At 70.3% G+C, this 15297-nt stretch carries 14 protein-coding genes and 1 pseudogene; 6 read left to right on the forward strand and 9 right to left on the reverse strand.

All coding sequences use genetic code 11. From position 1 onward, the window contains the following. Positions 1-532 precede the first annotated feature (532 nt). The gene (locus OF819_RS18370) at positions 533-727 is read right to left on the reverse strand and encodes an acyl-CoA carboxylase subunit epsilon (protein WP_267244659.1); all 195 of its coding nucleotides are present in this window, start codon (positions 725-727) and stop codon (positions 533-535) included. Between the two features lie 12 nt (positions 728-739). Continuing rightward, entirely contained in the window at positions 740-2338 is a 1599-nt protein-coding gene (locus OF819_RS18375; RefSeq protein WP_267244660.1) for an acyl-CoA carboxylase subunit beta, read from the reverse strand. Between the two features lie 368 nt (positions 2339-2706). On the opposite strand from OF819_RS18375, the gene OF819_RS18380 reads away from it, so the two are divergent. After that, complete coding sequence (locus OF819_RS18380) at positions 2707-3327, forward strand: YceI family protein (RefSeq protein ID WP_267244661.1); 621 nt, start codon at positions 2707-2709, stop codon at positions 3325-3327. Positions 3328-3334: 7 nt separating this feature from the next. Here OF819_RS18380 and OF819_RS18385 read toward each other — a convergent pair whose 3' ends face one another. Together OF819_RS18385 and OF819_RS18390 are read right to left on the reverse strand one after the other, a co-directional pair. After that, the gene (locus OF819_RS18385) at positions 3335-3610 is read right to left on the reverse strand and encodes a hypothetical protein (protein ID WP_323748935.1); all 276 of its coding nucleotides are present in this window, start codon (positions 3608-3610) and stop codon (positions 3335-3337) included. 167 nt (positions 3611-3777) lie between these two features. After that, a complete protein-coding gene (locus tag OF819_RS18390; RefSeq protein WP_267244662.1) occupies positions 3778-4902 on the reverse strand; it encodes a carboxylate-amine ligase in 1125 nt (374 codons plus the stop codon). Positions 4903-5249: 347 nt separating this feature from the next. On the opposite strand from OF819_RS18390, the gene OF819_RS18395 reads away from it, so the two are divergent. The 5 genes and pseudogenes from OF819_RS18395 to OF819_RS29135 form a co-directional block, all read left to right on the forward strand. Further along, positions 5250-6779: an FG-GAP-like repeat-containing protein gene (locus OF819_RS18395; RefSeq protein WP_267244663.1), complete on the forward strand. Its 1530-nt coding sequence runs from the start codon at positions 5250-5252 to the stop codon at positions 6777-6779. A gap of 154 nt (positions 6780-6933) precedes the next feature. Next, positions 6934-7761 carry a helix-turn-helix domain-containing protein gene (locus tag OF819_RS18400; RefSeq protein ID WP_267244664.1) on the forward strand — a complete coding sequence of 276 codons (828 nt, stop codon included), beginning with the start codon at positions 6934-6936 and terminating at the stop codon, positions 7759-7761. Then, a complete protein-coding gene (locus tag OF819_RS18405) occupies positions 7761-8024 on the forward strand; it encodes a DUF397 domain-containing protein (RefSeq protein WP_267244665.1) in 264 nt (87 codons plus the stop codon). The genes OF819_RS18400 and OF819_RS18405 overlap by 1 nt, the downstream gene beginning before the upstream one ends. Beyond that, entirely contained in the window at positions 8021-8179 is a 159-nt protein-coding gene (locus tag OF819_RS29130; RefSeq protein WP_323748936.1) for a hypothetical protein, read from the forward strand. Before OF819_RS18405 ends, OF819_RS29130 begins: the two co-directional genes overlap by 4 nt. A 21-nt stretch (positions 8180-8200) precedes the next feature. Then, positions 8201-8428: pseudogene (locus OF819_RS29135) on the forward strand (GNAT family N-acetyltransferase); the annotation flags it as partial. Positions 8429-8446: 18 nt separating this feature from the next. Here OF819_RS29135 and OF819_RS18415 read toward each other — a convergent pair. From OF819_RS18415 to OF819_RS18435, 5 genes are all read right to left on the reverse strand, one after another. Continuing rightward, positions 8447-9793, reverse strand: coding sequence for a hypothetical protein (locus OF819_RS18415; RefSeq protein WP_267244666.1), 1347 nt, complete (start codon positions 9791-9793; stop codon positions 8447-8449). A 166-nt stretch (positions 9794-9959) separates the two neighbouring features. After that, on the reverse strand, positions 9960-11570 hold the full coding sequence (cimA, locus tag OF819_RS18420; protein WP_267244667.1) for a citramalate synthase: 1611 nt from the start codon (positions 11568-11570) through the stop codon (positions 9960-9962). Between the two features lie 281 nt (positions 11571-11851). After that, entirely contained in the window at positions 11852-12394 is a 543-nt protein-coding gene (locus tag OF819_RS18425; RefSeq protein ID WP_267244736.1) for a TetR/AcrR family transcriptional regulator, read from the reverse strand. Positions 12395-12552: 158 nt separating this feature from the next. Then, positions 12553-13569: an agmatine deiminase family protein gene (locus tag OF819_RS18430; RefSeq protein ID WP_267244668.1), complete on the reverse strand. Its 1017-nt coding sequence runs from the start codon at positions 13567-13569 to the stop codon at positions 12553-12555. A 10-nt stretch (positions 13570-13579) separates the two neighbouring features. Next, the gene (locus OF819_RS18435; RefSeq protein ID WP_267244669.1) at positions 13580-15271 is read right to left on the reverse strand and encodes an urease subunit alpha; all 1692 of its coding nucleotides are present in this window, start codon (positions 15269-15271) and stop codon (positions 13580-13582) included. Positions 15272-15297 lie beyond the last annotated feature (26 nt).

The raw sequence follows: 15297 nt of genomic DNA on the forward strand, positions 1-15297 counted from the left end.
CGGTAACCGCTGCGCGGCGGCGAAGGACGCTGAGACGCCCTCGCACTCCTCGCGGAGTGCGGGGGCGCTGTGTTTTCCCCACCCACCCGCCCAAGACGCGCGGGCTTCGCCCCCACGCCCCCCCCACACCCCCGACGCACCCGGCCCAGCGCTCCGCGCGGGCCCGTGCGCCGCGGCCACCCCATGCCTCGTGCGGGGCGCGGGCTCCGGACCCCGCGCCCAAGGCCACGCCAACCAGCGCCGCGCGGGCCACAGGCTCACGGGCCCTGCGCCCGCCCAGCGCAAGGCGGCACTTGCCGAGGGCCCCCGGCCATGCAGACCAGCACGGTGCGCGGGGCGGGCGTTAGGGACTTACGAGGGGACTGGGGCGCGGCCCGCCACGGCGCAGGGGGGAGCGTGGGGGGTCTGGGGGCGAAGCCCCCAGTTTCGGGAAGGGGCGGGGCAGGGGAGAACCCGGCACGGTGAGGCGGCCGCACAGGGCAAAGGGCCCTCACCCATCCGGGTGAGGGCCCTTGAAAGACGGCCGGTCGCGTCAGGCCTGCCAGCTGTGCGCCGAGCGGAAACCGCGCTGCCGCTCCAGGCGGCGCCAGCCCACCGTGCTGGGACGGTGCGGCTCGGCGGCTGGCTGAGCGGAGGCGCGGGCCAGCAGGATCGCGGTGATGGCCGCGAGCTCCTCCGGCTCGGCGTGGCCCTTCTCGACACGGAGCAGGGATGCGTCAGTCGTCACGAGGGGCTCCTCTTACTGGGGCGGGTTGCCGTGCTTGCGCGACGGCAGGTCTGCGTGCTTGGTGCGGAGCATCGCCAGAGACGCGATCAGCACTGACCGGGTCTCCGCGGGGTCGATCACGTCGTCGACCAGTCCCCGCTCGGCGGCGTAGTACGGGTGCATCAGCTCGGCCTTGTACTCCTTGACCATGCGCGCGCGCATCGCCTCGGGGTCCTCGGCCTCCGCGATCTGCCGGCGGAAGATGACGTTCGCCGCGCCTTCCGCGCCCATGACCGCGATCTCGTTCGTCGGCCAGGCGTAGGTGAGGTCGGCGCCGATGGACTGGGAGTCCATGACGATGTACGCACCTCCGTACGCCTTCCGCAGGATCAGGGAGATCCGCGGCACGGTCGCGTTGCAGTACGCGTACAGGAGCTTCGCGCCGTGGCGGATGATCCCACCGTGCTCCTGGTCGACGCCGGGCAGAAAGCCGGGCACGTCCAGCAGAGTGACGATCGGGATATTGAACGCATCGCACATCTGCACGAAGCGCGCGGCCTTCTCGGACGCCTCGATGTCCAGCACACCGGCCAGCGACTGCGGCTGGTTGGCCACGATCCCGACGACCTGGCCGTCGAGCCGCGCCAGCGCGCAGATGATGTTGCGGGCCCAGCGCTCGTGGACCTCCAGGAAGTCGCCGTCGTCGACGAGCTCCTCGATCACCTTGTGCATGTCGTACGGCCGGTTGCCGTCGACCGGGACGAGGTCCAGCAGGGTGTCGCAGCTGCGCTCCGCCGGATCGTCGGAGGCGACCGCAGGCGGGTTCTCGCGGTTGTTCTGCGGGAGCATCGACAGCAGATAGCGGACCTCGGCGAGGCAGGTCTCCTCGTCGTCGTAGGCGAAGTGCGCCACGCCGGACGTCTCGGCGTGCACATCCGCGCCGCCCAGCCCGTTCTGGGTGATCTCCTCGCCGGTGACCGCCTTGACCACGTCGGGGCCGGTGATGAACATCTGCGAGGTGTCCCGGACCATGAACACGAAGTCCGTCAGCGCCGGGCTGTAAGCCGCGCCGCCCGCGCACGGGCCGAGCATCACGCTGATCTGCGGGATGACGCCCGATGCGCGCGTGTTGCGCTGGAAGATCCCGCCGTACCCGGCGAGCGCCGAGACGCCCTCCTGGATGCGCGCGCCCGCGCCGTCGTTCAGCGACACCAGCGGGGCGCCCGCCGAGATCGCCATGTCCATGATCTTGTGGATCTTTGTGGCGTGGGCCTCGCCCAGCGCCCCTCCGAAGATCCGGAAGTCATGGGCGTAGACGAAGACCGTGCGGCCCTCGACCGTGCCCCAGCCGGTGATCACACCGTCCGTGTACGGCTTCTTCGCCTCCAGGCCGAAACCGGTCGCCCGGTGCCGGCGCAGCTGCTCGACCTCATGAAACGAGCCCTCGTCCAGCAGCAGCTCGATCCGCTCCCGCGCGGTCAGCTTGCCCTTGGCTCGCTGCGCCTCGGTCGCGCGGTCGCTCGGTCCGCGCCGGGCGGATTCGCGCAGAGCGTGCAGTTCGGCCACGCGCCCGCGCGCGTCACTCGCCTCGCTGGCAGTCGCCTCGCTGGCGGTCTCGTCCATAACGGTCATGCATCGACCCTACGGATCCGACCAAGAAAACCCTGCCGTCGGTTCCGTACAGTCTCCGGCCCCATCTGCTGTGAGCCTTGAACATACGAGTGCGAAGGTTGACCCCTACTGCCAGCGCGGAGGCGGTCCACGTTGTAGGGGTCCAACAATCGGCTTATCGGGCGCAGTCGCCTTGCGCAACGGCGTGTCGCGCGCCCCACCGTACCCGCCGGACAGACGGGGCAAGAGCCGGCGTCGAGCGACCCCGTAGCGGCGGGCCCTTTCCTGAAGAGTGGAGACAACTGTTGAAACTTAAACGGAATAGCCCTACAGTGAATCTCGTTCAACATTCAACAAGAATCTGATCACCTCCACCCCGGGAGCACACCATGGGCCTGTTCAACCGCAAGCCGGAAGCCGCTGCCGCGACCGCGACCGCCGCGACCCCCGCGGCCGTCGACCCCGCGCTGGCCGCGCTGACCGGCGACTACACCATCGACGCCGCCCACAGCAGCATCGGCTTCACCGTCCGTCACGCCATGGTGACGAACGTCCGCGGCTCCTTCGGCGAGTACGAAGGCACACTGCACCTGGACGGCTCCGACCCGTCCCGCTCCACCGCCGCCATCGACGTCAAGATCGCCAGCATTGACACGGGCATCGCCGACCGCGACGGCCATCTGCGCAGCCCGGACTTCTTCGACGCGGAGAACCACCCGCTGATGACCTTCCGCTCGACCGGCGCGGAACAGCTCGGAGGCGACGCCTACCGGATCACCGGCGACCTCACCATCAGGGGCGTCACCCGCCCCCTCGCCATCGACCTCGCCTTCAACGGCTCCGCCAAGGACCCGTACGGCAATGAGCGGGTCGGCTTCGAGGGCAGCGCGGAGATCCTCCGCTCGGACTGGGGCCTGACGTGGAACGCGGCGCTGGAGACGGGCGGTGTGATGGTCAGCGACAAGGTGAAGCTGACGTTCGACATCTCCGCGATCAAGTCCCCGGCCTGACGCGCCGTCAGCAGGAGCCCAGCATCCCTGGTGAGTCGATGTCGACGGTGACCACACCGGGCGGGTACGCATCCTCGTTGTCCGTGAGCAGGATGGACATACCGGTGAACTCCGGGCGAGGAAGCGCACAGTACAGCGCATGGCACGCATCGGGGCCGCCATAGCCGTCGCGGATCATGTTGCCGACGCTGACAGAGGACGCCGTGTCGAGGTCGTCGACTACGACAGAGGAGAAGGCGAGCACCCTGCGAGCAAGGTTTTCCTCATCGGCCTCGGCCTGCATCAGACAGAGGGCGGGGACACGAAGCCGCTCGCCCGGCGTCCGCGCCATATTGGCCGCCAGCAGAATCAGGGTCTTGTGTCCGCCCGCAAGCGCCTTGACGGCGCCGGGCCTCAGCGAGCCTTCGTCCGCACCACACCCGTACAGGCTCGGCCGAGGGCTCGGCGGATCTACGCCCGGCCGTCGACGGGATCGGTGACCGCGCCGATGAGGCAGTCGACCACGTCCGGAAGGCTGGACCTGCGGCGGTGGGCGGCCAGCTGGCGTTCCGCGCCCGCGCCGGCGCCGCGCAGCCACTCCCACGACGCGTCGGTCTGCTCCGCGTCGCCGCTGCGCTCCAGCGCGGGGCGCACGTACGCGTACAGCCGGTCGGCGAGGACAGCGGCCGGCACCAGGCGGTGCGTGCGCACGTCCAGCCCCTGGCCGCGCAGCCCGTCACGCGCGGCCCGCCAGTACGCCGCGCGCATCGTCTCCGGGGCGGGGTTCGGCACGGGCTCCCCCTGCTCCGTCTCACGCAGGGCGGTCGCCACCAGCGCCCGCACCAGCGACGCGTACAGCACCGTGTCCCGCGCGCTCATCAGGGCGTCGGCGGTCCGCACTTCGAGGGTGGGCACATGGACCGAGGGGCGTACGTCCCAGTAGAGGCCCTGCGGGTCCATCACGGCCCCGCCGGCGAGCAGCCTGCCCACCAGCTCCTCGAAGTGCGCCACGGATTCGAAGTGGGGCGGCGGCCCCGAAATGGGCCAGCGGGCCCAGATCAGGGTGCGCCAGCTGGCGTATCCCGTGTACCGCCCGGCCCAGTATGGGGAGTTGGCGGCGAGCGATACGAGCACCGGCAGCCAGGGACGCAGCCGGTTGCTCACCTCGATCGCGAGTCGCCGGTCCGCCAGACCGATGTGCACATGGCAGCCAGCTGTGCCCTGGTCGTCGTTCAGGGCCCGGAAGACCTCCAGATTGCGCGCGTACCGGACCCCCGGTGTGAGCGGCGGCGGCACGATATCGCCGAGAACCGGCGACCCGGACGACACCACCGCCAGCCCGTGCGCCGCCGCCGCGCTGACGGCAACCGTGCGCATCTCCCGGATCTGGTCGCCGAGTTGCCGCATCGTGGCGCACGGCGTGGTCCTCGCCTCGATATGGAAGCGGGTGAGCTCGTCCCCGACCCGGTCCTCCCCCAGCTCCTTGGCGGCGGACGCGATCACACTCTCGGCACAGGGCCGCACGGCGCGCGACACCGGATCGACGATGAGGTATTCCTCTTCCAAACCCACGGTGAGCAGTTCGTCACTGCGCATGCCTGGGAGAGTCTCACACCGGACGCGGGCAACGTGCGGCTGCTGTCGGCCAATTGCGTGGCTCAGACACCTGGGTACGGCATGCGCGCGAGCGGCTGCTCGAAGCTGCTCCGGCCCGCACCCGCCCGCCAACAGCCGCTCATCGTTTGTCGGCTGACCAGCTCCCACACCCAATTGCCGCGGTTCGGACAGAGTCAGAGAGAATCCAGGATGGGCGCAGTCCGCCACGTTGCCACGGGAAATCGACCACTCGTGACGATTCGTCACTATGCCCGGGGCGCTGTCCAGGTCCGGTGCTCACATCGCCCTGCCACCCACCCGTACGATCAACCGAAGAAGGAAGTACGTTGTCCCACATAGGAATCCGCACCCGACGGGCTCGCGGCACCCTGACCGCCGGGATTGTCGCGGCCCTCGCCGCCGGGCTGATCACCGCGGCGCCGGCCGCGCAGGCGGTCTCCGACAAGCCCGCGGCCGCAGGTGACCATGCCTTCACCGCCCAACTTCGCATCGGCGAGGGCGATGCGATGCGCGGCTGCTCCGCCGCGCTGGTGCACCAGCAGTGGCTGCTGACCGCCACGAGTTGTTTCGCTACCGCCCCGGGTGCCGAGGTCAAGTCGGGCAAGCCCGCGCTGAAGTCCAGGGCGACCCTGGGCAAGCAGACCGTCGACATCGTCGAGGTGGTCCCGCGCGACGACCGGGACGTGGCCATGGTCCGGCTCGCCGAGCCCATCACCGCGGTCAAGCCGGTGGAACTGGCCGCCGACGCCCCCGAGGCGGGTGAGACCCTGCTCGGTGCCGGATTCGGGCGGACCCGGACTGAGTGGGTCCCGAACCAGCTGCACACCGGTGAGTTCCGGGTTGACTCCACGACCGACACCACCGTGGCGCTGACCGGGCAGGACGGGGTCTCCGTCTGCAAGGGTGACGCCGGTGGCCCGGCCCTGCGCCGCAAGGGTGGCGAGGTCGAACTGACCGCCGTCCACAGCCGTTCCTGGCAGGGTGGGTGCTTCGGCGAGACGGAGACCCGGACCGGTGCGGTGGACGCCAGGGTCGACGGCCTGGCGGGCTGGGTGAAGGACGTCCGTAACCGCGACCGGAGCTACTCAGCTGACATTGACGGCGACGGCAAGGCCGACCTGGTCGTCCTCCGCTCGAACGGCGACGTCGTGGTCTACCGCAACCAGGGTGACACCTTCGCCCCGGGCCGGGTCATGTCCGGCGGCTGGGACCTCTTCGTGACCTGGAAGGACCTGGGCCGGCTGTACTTCGCCGACGTCAACGGCGACCGCAAGGCCGACATGCTCGTCCACACCAAAGACGGCAACATCGCCGTCCGCACCAACCACGGCACCTACTTCGACCAAGGCAAGCACTGGTCCGGCGGCTGGGACCGCTTCATCGACGGCAGTGACCTGGGCCGGCTGTACTTCGCCGACGTCAACGGCGACGGCAAGGCCGACATGCTCGTCCACACCAAAGACGGCAACATCGCCGTCCGCACCAACCGCGGAACCCACTGGGACCAGGGCACACACTGGTCCGGCGGCTGGGACCACTTCCTGACCTGGAAGGACCTGGGCCGACTGTACTTCGCCGACGTCAACGGCGACCGCAAGGCCGACATGCTCGTCCACACCAAAGACGGCAACATCGCCGTCCGCACCAACCGCGGAACCCACTGGGACCAGGGCACACACTGGTCCGGCGGCTGGGACCACTTCATCGACGGAACCGAGTTGGGGACCCTCAAGTTCGGCGACGCCACCGGCGACGGCAAGGCTGACATGTTCGTCCACACCAAGGACGGCAGAGTCGCGGTCCGCACCAACCGCGGAACCTACTGGGACAGCGGCAAGGTCGTGATCACTCTCTGACGCCGCTGATCCGTGGGGTGTCGAAGGTCGCGACCGGGCCGTCGTGGGCCGCCGCGATAGCCAGGTCCGCCCCCCGGCCGGACACCGCCCGTACGCCAAATTTGTACGGGTGGTGTCCGGTCGAGCACCCTGTGTACGGGGAAGGGGGGTTGCCATGCACGGAAAGCGAAACAGCAACAGGCCCAAGAGGATCACCTCTTGGCATCTGATCGGGGCGCAGCTCGCGGTGTTCCGGGCTGCGGCGAAGATGACGCAGGGCGGGTTGGCGAATCTGCTGGGGGTGAGCGAGGAGACGGTCGCGTCGATCGAGCAGGGGCGCAGGCCGCTGAAGATGGACCTGGCGATCAAGCTGGACCATCTGCTGGATACGAAGCAGGCGTTGCAGACGGCGGTGGAGAAGGTGCCGACGCGGGAGAAGTTCCCTGCGTTCGTGCAGGACCTGGTGGACCATGAGCGGGAGGCGCTGACGCTGCTCTCGTACCAGAACTTGGTGGTGCCGGGGCTGCTTCAGACGGAGGAGTACGCCCGGGCGGTGTTCGCCGCCGTCTATCCGCCGTTGGAGGAGGAGGCGTTGGAGGAGCGGGTCTCGGCCAGGATGGACCGGCAGAGGATCTTCGAGCGCAAACCCCGGCCCACGGTCAACTTCATCCTGGAGGAGTCCATCCTGCACCGGCCCACCGGTGGTCCGAAGGTGCTGCACCGGCAGCTCCAACATCTGCGCGCGTCCGCCGAACTGCCCTTCCTGGGGCTGCAGATCATGCCGACGGGCCAGGAGCACCACGCAGGGCTCGATGGGCCCATGGTGCTGCTGGAGACTCCGGACCACGATCTGCTGGCCTATATCGAGGGGCAGCGGGTCAGCTTTCTCGTCGATGACCCCGACGAGGTCAGCATCCTCCATCAGAAGTATGGGATGCTGCGTTCGCAGGCCCTCTCGCCCATGGAGAGCATGCGTCTGCTGGACGAGCTGCTGGGAGAATGATGAACCGCGACGCACGCACCCGCCCTGTCATAGCCCTCGACTGGTTCAAGTCCAGTTACAGCGGCAGCGAGGGTGGCGACTGCGTCGAAGTCGCCTATGAGTGGCGCAAGTCCAGCTACAGCGGCCAGGAGGGCGGCGACTGCGTCGAGGTTGCCGCCCACCCCGACGCCGTACACGTCCGGGACTCCAAGAACCCCCACGGACCCGTCCTCACCGTCTCCCCCGCCGCCTGGGTTTCGGCGATCCGTGGGGTCGTTCGTTGATCGAGGTCGGGGGCGAGGACGAGAAGCTCGACGCGCGGCTCAGCGATGAGCTGGACGCGTTCAACATCGCGGCGACGGGGGCCGACGACCAGCGCGGGCTTTCCGTGCGGGCCGTGGACGAGGACGGCGAGCTGATCGGCGGGATCAGCGGCTAGACCTGGGGCGGCTGCTGCGGCGTCGAGATGCTGTGGGTGCGCGAGGACGCGCGCATGGAAGGCTGGGGCAGCAAGCTGCTTCGGGCGGCCGAGGAGGAGGCCCGCCGCCGTGGCTGCGACCGGCTGATCGTCTCGTCGTTCACCTTCCAGGCGCCCGGCTTCTACGAGCGCCACGGCTACCAGGAGACGGGCCGCACCGGCGGGTTCCCGGGCGGGGCGAGCGACGTGCACTTCCTCAAGCAGCTCTGACCGGCCCGGCCGGAAACGTCAGAAACCGCCGCCCGCGTCGAAGCCGCCGAAGCCGCCTCCGCCGAAGTCTCCGCCGCCCCAGTCGCCTCCGCCGCCGAAGTCGCCGGAGTCGAAGTCCGCGCCGGAGTAGTCGCCGCCGGTGAATTCCCCGCCGCCGTATTCGGAGGCGTACGCGGGCGTGGCGAGCATATGGCCGAGCATGGTGCCCATCAGCAGGCCGGGGAGCAGTCCGCCGCCGAAGTAGCCGCCGGCCCAGGGGCCGTACGCCGGGCCCGCCTCCCAGTACGGGCGGCGGCCGGATTCGGTCTCGACCGTGCGGGCCATCGGCTCCCGGCCGTCTTCCAGGCGGGCCGCGTCCGCCGCGCAGACAGGGATCTGGCGAGGGGAGCCGCCTGACGGGCTCCACATGGCGTCCACAGCCGCCGGGCCGTGGCGGGGGTCGAAGAAGCAGGGCGGACGGCGGTCCGGGACCGGCTCGCCGGTGCGGCGGGCGTCCAGGACGGCGAGCGAGTAGCGGCCTTCCGCAAGCTCCTGGGTGACCGCCTTGACGTCGTGCGGGTGCTCGGCCGCGCCCATGAGCGACTTGGCCTTGTCGTACGAGTCGAGTGCGCGCTCGTAGTCGGCGCGCATCGTGTCGTCCGCGCCCTTCTCGGAGGGGTGGAAGTCGAGCCGGTCGAGCTCTTCGCCGTACGAGGTGATGTCCTCGTCCACGACGACCCGCAGCTTCTCCAGGGCCGCCCGCTCCTCCTCCGCCTTGCGCCGGCGGTTGCGGCGCACGATGGCGTACGCGCCCGCGCCGCCCGCCGCGGCGACCGTGCCGAGGACGATCAGCGAGGTGCCGCTCGGGCCGTCGTCAAGGCCGGTGGAGCCCCACGTGGCGGGCGCGGTGCCGCGGGCCTGGAGCAGCGCCTGGTCGACGAAGTTGTTGAGCTGGGTGGCGGCGTCGGCGCCCGGCGGGGTCTTGACCGCGGTCACCAGGTTCCGTACGGCGTCATTGGACATCACGCTGCTGTCCGCGCCCGCGTTGAAGCCGTCGCCGAGGCGGATGGCGTACAGGCCGGTGATTCCGGTCTGGGTGCGGAGGTCACGCAGAACGCTGTCCTCGGGGAACTCCTCGCCCTCCGGCAGGACCGCCACGAAGACGGGCTTGTCCGCGTCGAGGATCTTGTCCTCCAGGGCGTCCGCCTCAGCGGGAGGGAGCTGGTCGGAGGCGCGTGGGTCAACATAGACCGGGCCCTGCTTCAGGGCGTCGGCCGCGTCGGGGATTCCCTGGGCTCTCGCTCCGGCGCCGGAAGTCAGTATGAGCAGCACGGAGAGTGCCAGCGCCGCGAGGGCCGACAGGAGTGAAAACGGCCTCGTCTTCATACATCGACGCTACCTGAAGAGGGGCGTAAGTGACGAGGACGGATGTCAGGGACATGGAGACCCGTGCCTGTCGCTCGCGGAGACCCGTGCCCGTCGCTCATGGAGACCTGTGCCGCCGCTCCGGGGAGCGGCGGCCCGGCACCGTCGTCCGGCCGGTTCCACGGCGTCATTCGGCCGGCTCGACACCCGCCCTGAGCAGGCCGTACGTATACGCGTCCGCCAGCGCCTGCCAGGACGCCGCGATCACGTTCTCCGCCACGCCCACCGTGGACCACTCTCCGGTGCCGTCGCCCGTGGTGATCAGTACGCGGGTGGTGGACTCGGTGCCATGGCGGCCTTCGAGGATGCGGACCTTGTAGTCGACCAGCTCCAGCTTGGCGAGCTGCGGATAGAACTTCTCCAGGCCGACGCGCATGGCGCGGTCGAGGGCGTTGACGGGGCCGTTGCCCTCGGCGGTGGCGACGATGCGTTCGCCCTTGGCCCAGAGTTTGACGGTGGCCTCGTTGGCGTGGGTGCCGTCGGGGCGGTCCTCGACGATCGCGCGCCACGATTCCGTACGGAAGTACCGGCGGGCCCGGCCCTCCGCCTCCTCCCTCAGCAGCAGCTCGAAGGAGGCGTCGGCGGCCTCGTAGGTGTAGCCCTTGAGTTCCCGTTCCTTGACCCGCTCGACGACGCGGCCGACGAGTTCGCGGTCGTCGCCGAGGTCGACGCCGAGTTCCCTGCCCTTGAGCTCGACGGAGGCGCGGCCGGCCATGTCGGAGACGAGCATCCGCATGGTGTTGCCGACCAGCTCGGGGTCGATGTGCTGGTAGAGGTCAGGGTCGACCTTGATCGCGGAGGCGTGGAGGCCGGCCTTGTGGGCGAAGGCGGAGAGGCCGACGTACGGCTGGTGGGTGGAGGGGGTGAGGTTGACGACCTCTGCGATGGCGTGCGAGATGCGGGTCATCTCGGCGAGCGAGCCCTCGGGCAGGACGCGCTTGCCGTACTTCAGCTCCAGCGCGGCGACGACGGGGAAGAGGTTGGCGTTGCCGACGCGCTCGCCGTAGCCGTTGGCGGTGCACTGGACGTGGGTCGCGCCCGCGTCGACGGCGGCGAGGGTGTTGGCGACGGCGCAGCCGGTGTCGTCCTGGGCGTGGATGCCGAGGCGTGCGCCGGTGTCGGCGCGGACGGTGGAGACGACGGCCTGGACCTGGGCGGGGAGCATGCCGCCGTTGGTGTCGCAGAGGATCACCACGTCCGCGCCCGCCTCGGCCGCGGTGCGCACGACGGACTTGGCGTAGGCGGGGTTGGCGCGGTAGCCGTCGAAGAAGTGCTCGCAGTCGACGAACACGCGGCGGCCCTGTTCGCGCAGGTGGGAGACGGTGTCGCGGACCATCTCCAGGTTCTCGTCGAGGGTGGTGCGCAGAGCCAGCTCGACATGGCGGTCATGGGATTTGGCGACCAGGGTGATGACCGGCGCCCCGGATGCGAGGAGCGCCCTGACCTGCGGGTCCTCCGCGGCGGCGGCGCCCGGGCGGCGGGTGGCGCCGAAGGCGACGAGCTGGGCGTGCTTGAAGTCGATCTCCTGCTGGGCGCGGGCGAAGAACTCCGTGTCCCGGGGGTTGGCGCCCGGCCAGCCGCCCTCGATGAAGCCCACGCCGAAGTCGTCGAGGTGCCGCGCGATGGTCAGCTTGTCGGCGACGGTCAGATTGATGCCTTCGCGCTGTGCGCCGTCGCGCAGCGTCGTGTCGAAGACATGAAAACTGTCGTCGGCGGGCTTGGCTTCACTAGTGGACATGGGTCTGACTCCTGTCGGATGTGGCTTCCGGAATTCCGGGATCCACTTGCCCCCATCATCGCGCGCGTCTCGCCCTGGCCGGGGTAGGGCCGTAACAACGAAAAAACCTCTCGCGGGTGCGAGAGGTCTGCGCGCGGGTCTGGGGCACGGTGCCGCCTTGCCGCGAGGGGTACTGCCGCGGTTCAGCGGTCACTGCGGACCGGCGCGCTGCTGCCGATAATCATGCCGAGAGCAAGCACGGAGGCAGTTTGCCACAGATGGGACGTACGTGGACGCGCGTCTCACGTAGTGAACAGCGTGTCCGCGAGGAATTCGCGGACGTGGGTGAGGACCTGGGCGCGGCCCGTGCCCGGTATGCCGACTGCTACGTGGACGCTGAAGCCGTCCAGCAGGGCGCGCAGGCGGGTGGCGTAGCGGTCGGGGTCCACGGGGCGGAACTCTCCGCGTGAGATCCCTTCGGCGAGCAGGGCCACCAGGTCGCGGTGCCAGGCGCCCTCGATGGACGCCTGGCGGGTGCGGGCGTCCGCGTCGGCGTCCTGGGAGCGGTTCCAGACCTCCAGCCACAGCGTCCAGTGGGGGTCGCGGTGGCCCTCGGGGACGTACAGATCCACGTACGCGGACAGCCGCTCGGCCGCCGGGGCCTGGCGGGAGAGGAGGGCGCTGCGCTCCGCGCCGAGGCGGCCCTCGCTCCACTCCAGGGTCTGCAGCAGCAGCTCGTCCTTGGTGCGGAAGTAGTAGAGCAGATGGCCGCTGCTCATCCCGACCTCGCGGCCGAGGCCCGCCATGGTCAGCCCGTCGAGTCCGCGCTCGGCGATGGTGGCCATGGCGGCGGCGAGCACGGACTCCCGGGGCGGCGCGACATTGCGACGGCGGCGGTGAGCGGGGCCGGAGGCAGGGCCAGAGGCAGAGCCGGAGGCGGGGGTCATCACCCGTATGTTCTACCTGATCGCCGCGGGTGCTCGTGTCCTCTCCCGGCAGGCCGTCAGACCTTCGGCTGCTGCTGGGTGATGCAGTGGATGCCGCCGCCGCCCGCGAAGACCGTACGGGCGTCGACCAGCGTCACCGTGCGGTCCGGGTAGAGGCGGCGGAAGATCCCAGCCGCGATCTCGTCGCGCGGGTCGTCGAAGGCGCACAGCACGACGCCGCCGTTGCATACGTAGTGGTTGATGTAGGAGTAGTCGACCCACTCGCCGTCCTCCTCGACGACGGTCGGGGCCGGGATCTCGACGACCTCGACGGCGCGGCCGCGTGCGTCGGTCTGGGACTTCAGGAAGGCGACGTTCTCCTTGCAGATCTCATGGTCGGGGTGGGACGGGTCGGGCTGGGTGTGGGCGACGATCACGCCGGGGCCCGCGAAGGCGGCGACGATGTCGACATGGCCGAGGGTGCCGAAGCCGTGCGGGGGGTAGTCGGCGGTCAGTCCGCGCTTGAGCCAGATCGCCTTGGTCGTGCCGAGTTGGGCGTGGATCTCGGTCTCGACCTGCTCCTTGGTCCAGCCGGGGTTCCGCTCGGGGCCGAGCTGGACGGTCTCCGTCAGCAGGACCGTGCCCTCGCCGTCGACATGGATGCCGCCGCCCTCGTTGACCAGCGGGGAGCTGTGGACGGTGACGCCCGCGAGGTCGGCGACATAGCGGGCGATCTTGGAGTCATGCTCCCAGCTGGCCCAGTCCTGGGCGCCCCAGCCGTTGAACACCCAGTCCACGGCGGCCAGGCGCGTGCCGTCGGTGACGAAGGTGGGGCCGATGTCGCGCATCCAGGCGTCGTCCAGCTCACGCTCGACGAGATCGACGTCCGGGCCGAGGAGGGTGCGCGCGTGTTCCGCCTGGCCGGGGCCGACGACCATCGTGACCGGCTCGAAACGGCGTACGGCGCGGGCGACCGCGGCCCAGGCGTGGCGGGACTCGGCGAGGTCGTCGCCGGTGAAGGTGACATTGGGGCCGGGCCAGGCCATCCAGGTGCGTTCGTGGGGGGCCCACTCGGGCGGCATGCGGAAAGACATCAGTTGGTCCCTAGAGGAAGTAGAGGCGGTTGAGGGAGATGGAGTCGGCGGGGTCGGAGCGCACGGGGTCGCCGTCGAGGGTGACCAGTCCGGTGCGGCCGTCGACGCCGACGTGCCCGATGCGGGAGTTGAGGCGCAGATCGGCGGGGCCGATGCCGCGGGTGCCGCGGACGGCCACCCGGCGGCGGCGCGTGGGCATCCGGTCCGCGCCCAAGTCCACGGCGGCCTGGGCGACGAACGCGACGGAGATGTCGGCGGGGGTCGCGCCGTGCGCCCCGAACTGCGGTCCCAGCACCAGCGGTTCGCAGGTGTCGGTGGCGGCGTTCGGATCGCCCGTCACCCCGTACGCGGGAAAGCCGGACTTCAGCACCAGCTGCGGCTTCGCGCCGAAGTACTGCGGCTTCCACAGCACGATGTCGGCGAGCTTGCCGACCTCGATGGAGCCGATTTCATGGGCGAGGCCGTGGGCGATGGCCGGGTTGATCGTCAGTTTGGCGACATAGCGCAGCACGCGCGCGTTGTCGTCGTGCGGGCCGTCGCCTTCCAGCGGGCCGAGCTCCGCCTTCATCTTCCCGGCCATCGCGAAGGTGCGGCGCACCGTCTCGCCCGCCCGGCCCATGCCCTGGGCGTCGGAGGAGGTGATGCCGATGGCCCCCAGGTCGTGGAGCACGTCCTCCGCGCCCATGGTTCCGGCGCGGATGCGGTCGCGGGCCATGGCGGCGTCGCCGGGGAGGTCGGTCTTGAGGTCGTGTACGGAGACGATCATCCCGTAGTGCTCGGCGACCGCGTCCCGGCCGAAGGGCAGGGTGGGGTTGGTGGACGAGCCGATGACGTTCCGCACGCCCGCCATCTTGAGCACGTTGGGTACGTGTCCGCCGCCGCAGCCCTCGATGTGGAAGGCGTGGATGGTGCGGCCGTCGAGGACCCTCAGGGTGTCCTCGACCGACAGGCACTCGTTGAGGCCGTCACTGTGCAGCGCCACCTGGACGTCGTGTTCCTCCGCGACCCGGAGGGCGGTGTCCAGGGCGCGGGTGTGCGCGCCCATGTCCTCGTGGACCTTAAAGCCGGACGCGCCGCCCTCGGCGAGCGCCTCGACGAGCGGGGCCGGGTCGGAAGACGATCCGCGGCCGAGGAATCCGATGTTGACGGGCCAGGCGTCGAAGGCGCTGAAGGCGTGGCGCAGCGCCCAGGGGGAGTTGACGCCGACGCCCCAGACCGGGCCGAACTCCTGGCCGATGACCGTGGTCACGCCGGAGGCGAGCGAGGCCTCCATGATGCGCGGCGACAGCAGATGGACATGGGTGTCCACCGCGCCGGCCGTGGCGATCAGTCCCTCGCCGGGGACGATGCTGGTGCCGGTGCCGACGACGACGTCCACGCCGTCGAGGGTGTCGGGGTTGCCCGCGCGGCCGACGGCGGCGATCCGGCCGTCCCGGATGCCGATGGAGACCTTGCGGATGCCCTGGGCGGCGTCGATGACCAGCACATTGCTGATCACGATGTCGCAGGTGTCGCGTACGGCGGCGGCCTTGAGGTGCAGTCCGTCGCGGGCGGTCTTGCCGAATCCGGCGAGGAACTCCTCACCGGGCTTCTGGGCGTCGGACTCGACGCGGACGACGAGGCCGGAGTCGCCGAGGACGACGCGGTCGCCGGCGCGGGGGCCGTGGACGGCGGCGTACTCGTATGGGTCGATGCCGGTCATCGCGGACCTCCCTGGGGGTGGTCGGG

This window comes from Streptomyces sp. PR69 (genome assembly GCF_026420845.1).
Lineage (GTDB): Bacteria > Actinomycetota > Actinomycetes > Streptomycetales > Streptomycetaceae > Streptomyces.

Excerpts from the sequence above, each read along its gene's own strand:
- OF819_RS18375 (WP_267244660.1), bottom strand. The coding sequence starts at position 2,338 with ATGACCGTTATGGACGAGACCGCCAGCGAGGCGACTGCCAGCGAGGCG.
- OF819_RS18380 (WP_267244661.1), top strand. The coding sequence starts at position 2,707 with ATGGGCCTGTTCAACCGCAAGCCGGAAGCCGCTGCCGCGACCGCGACC.
- OF819_RS18385 (WP_323748935.1), bottom strand. The coding sequence starts at position 3,610 with ATGCAGGCCGAGGCCGATGAGGAAAACCTTGCTCGCAGGGTGCTCGCC.
- OF819_RS18390 (WP_267244662.1), bottom strand. The coding sequence starts at position 4,902 with ATGCGCAGTGACGAACTGCTCACCGTGGGTTTGGAAGAGGAATACCTC.
- OF819_RS18400 (WP_267244664.1), top strand. The coding sequence starts at position 6,934 with ATGCACGGAAAGCGAAACAGCAACAGGCCCAAGAGGATCACCTCTTGG.
- OF819_RS18405 (WP_267244665.1), top strand. The coding sequence starts at position 7,761 with ATGAACCGCGACGCACGCACCCGCCCTGTCATAGCCCTCGACTGGTTC.
- OF819_RS18415 (WP_267244666.1), bottom strand. The coding sequence starts at position 9,793 with ATGAAGACGAGGCCGTTTTCACTCCTGTCGGCCCTCGCGGCGCTGGCA.
- cimA (WP_267244667.1), bottom strand. The coding sequence starts at position 11,570 with ATGTCCACTAGTGAAGCCAAGCCCGCCGACGACAGTTTTCATGTCTTC.
- OF819_RS18425 (WP_267244736.1), bottom strand. The coding sequence starts at position 12,394 with ATGGCCACCATCGCCGAGCGCGGACTCGACGGGCTGACCATGGCGGGC.
- OF819_RS18430 (WP_267244668.1), bottom strand. The coding sequence starts at position 13,569 with ATGTCTTTCCGCATGCCGCCCGAGTGGGCCCCCCACGAACGCACCTGG.
- OF819_RS18435 (WP_267244669.1), bottom strand. The coding sequence starts at position 15,271 with ATGACCGGCATCGACCCATACGAGTACGCCGCCGTCCACGGCCCCCGC.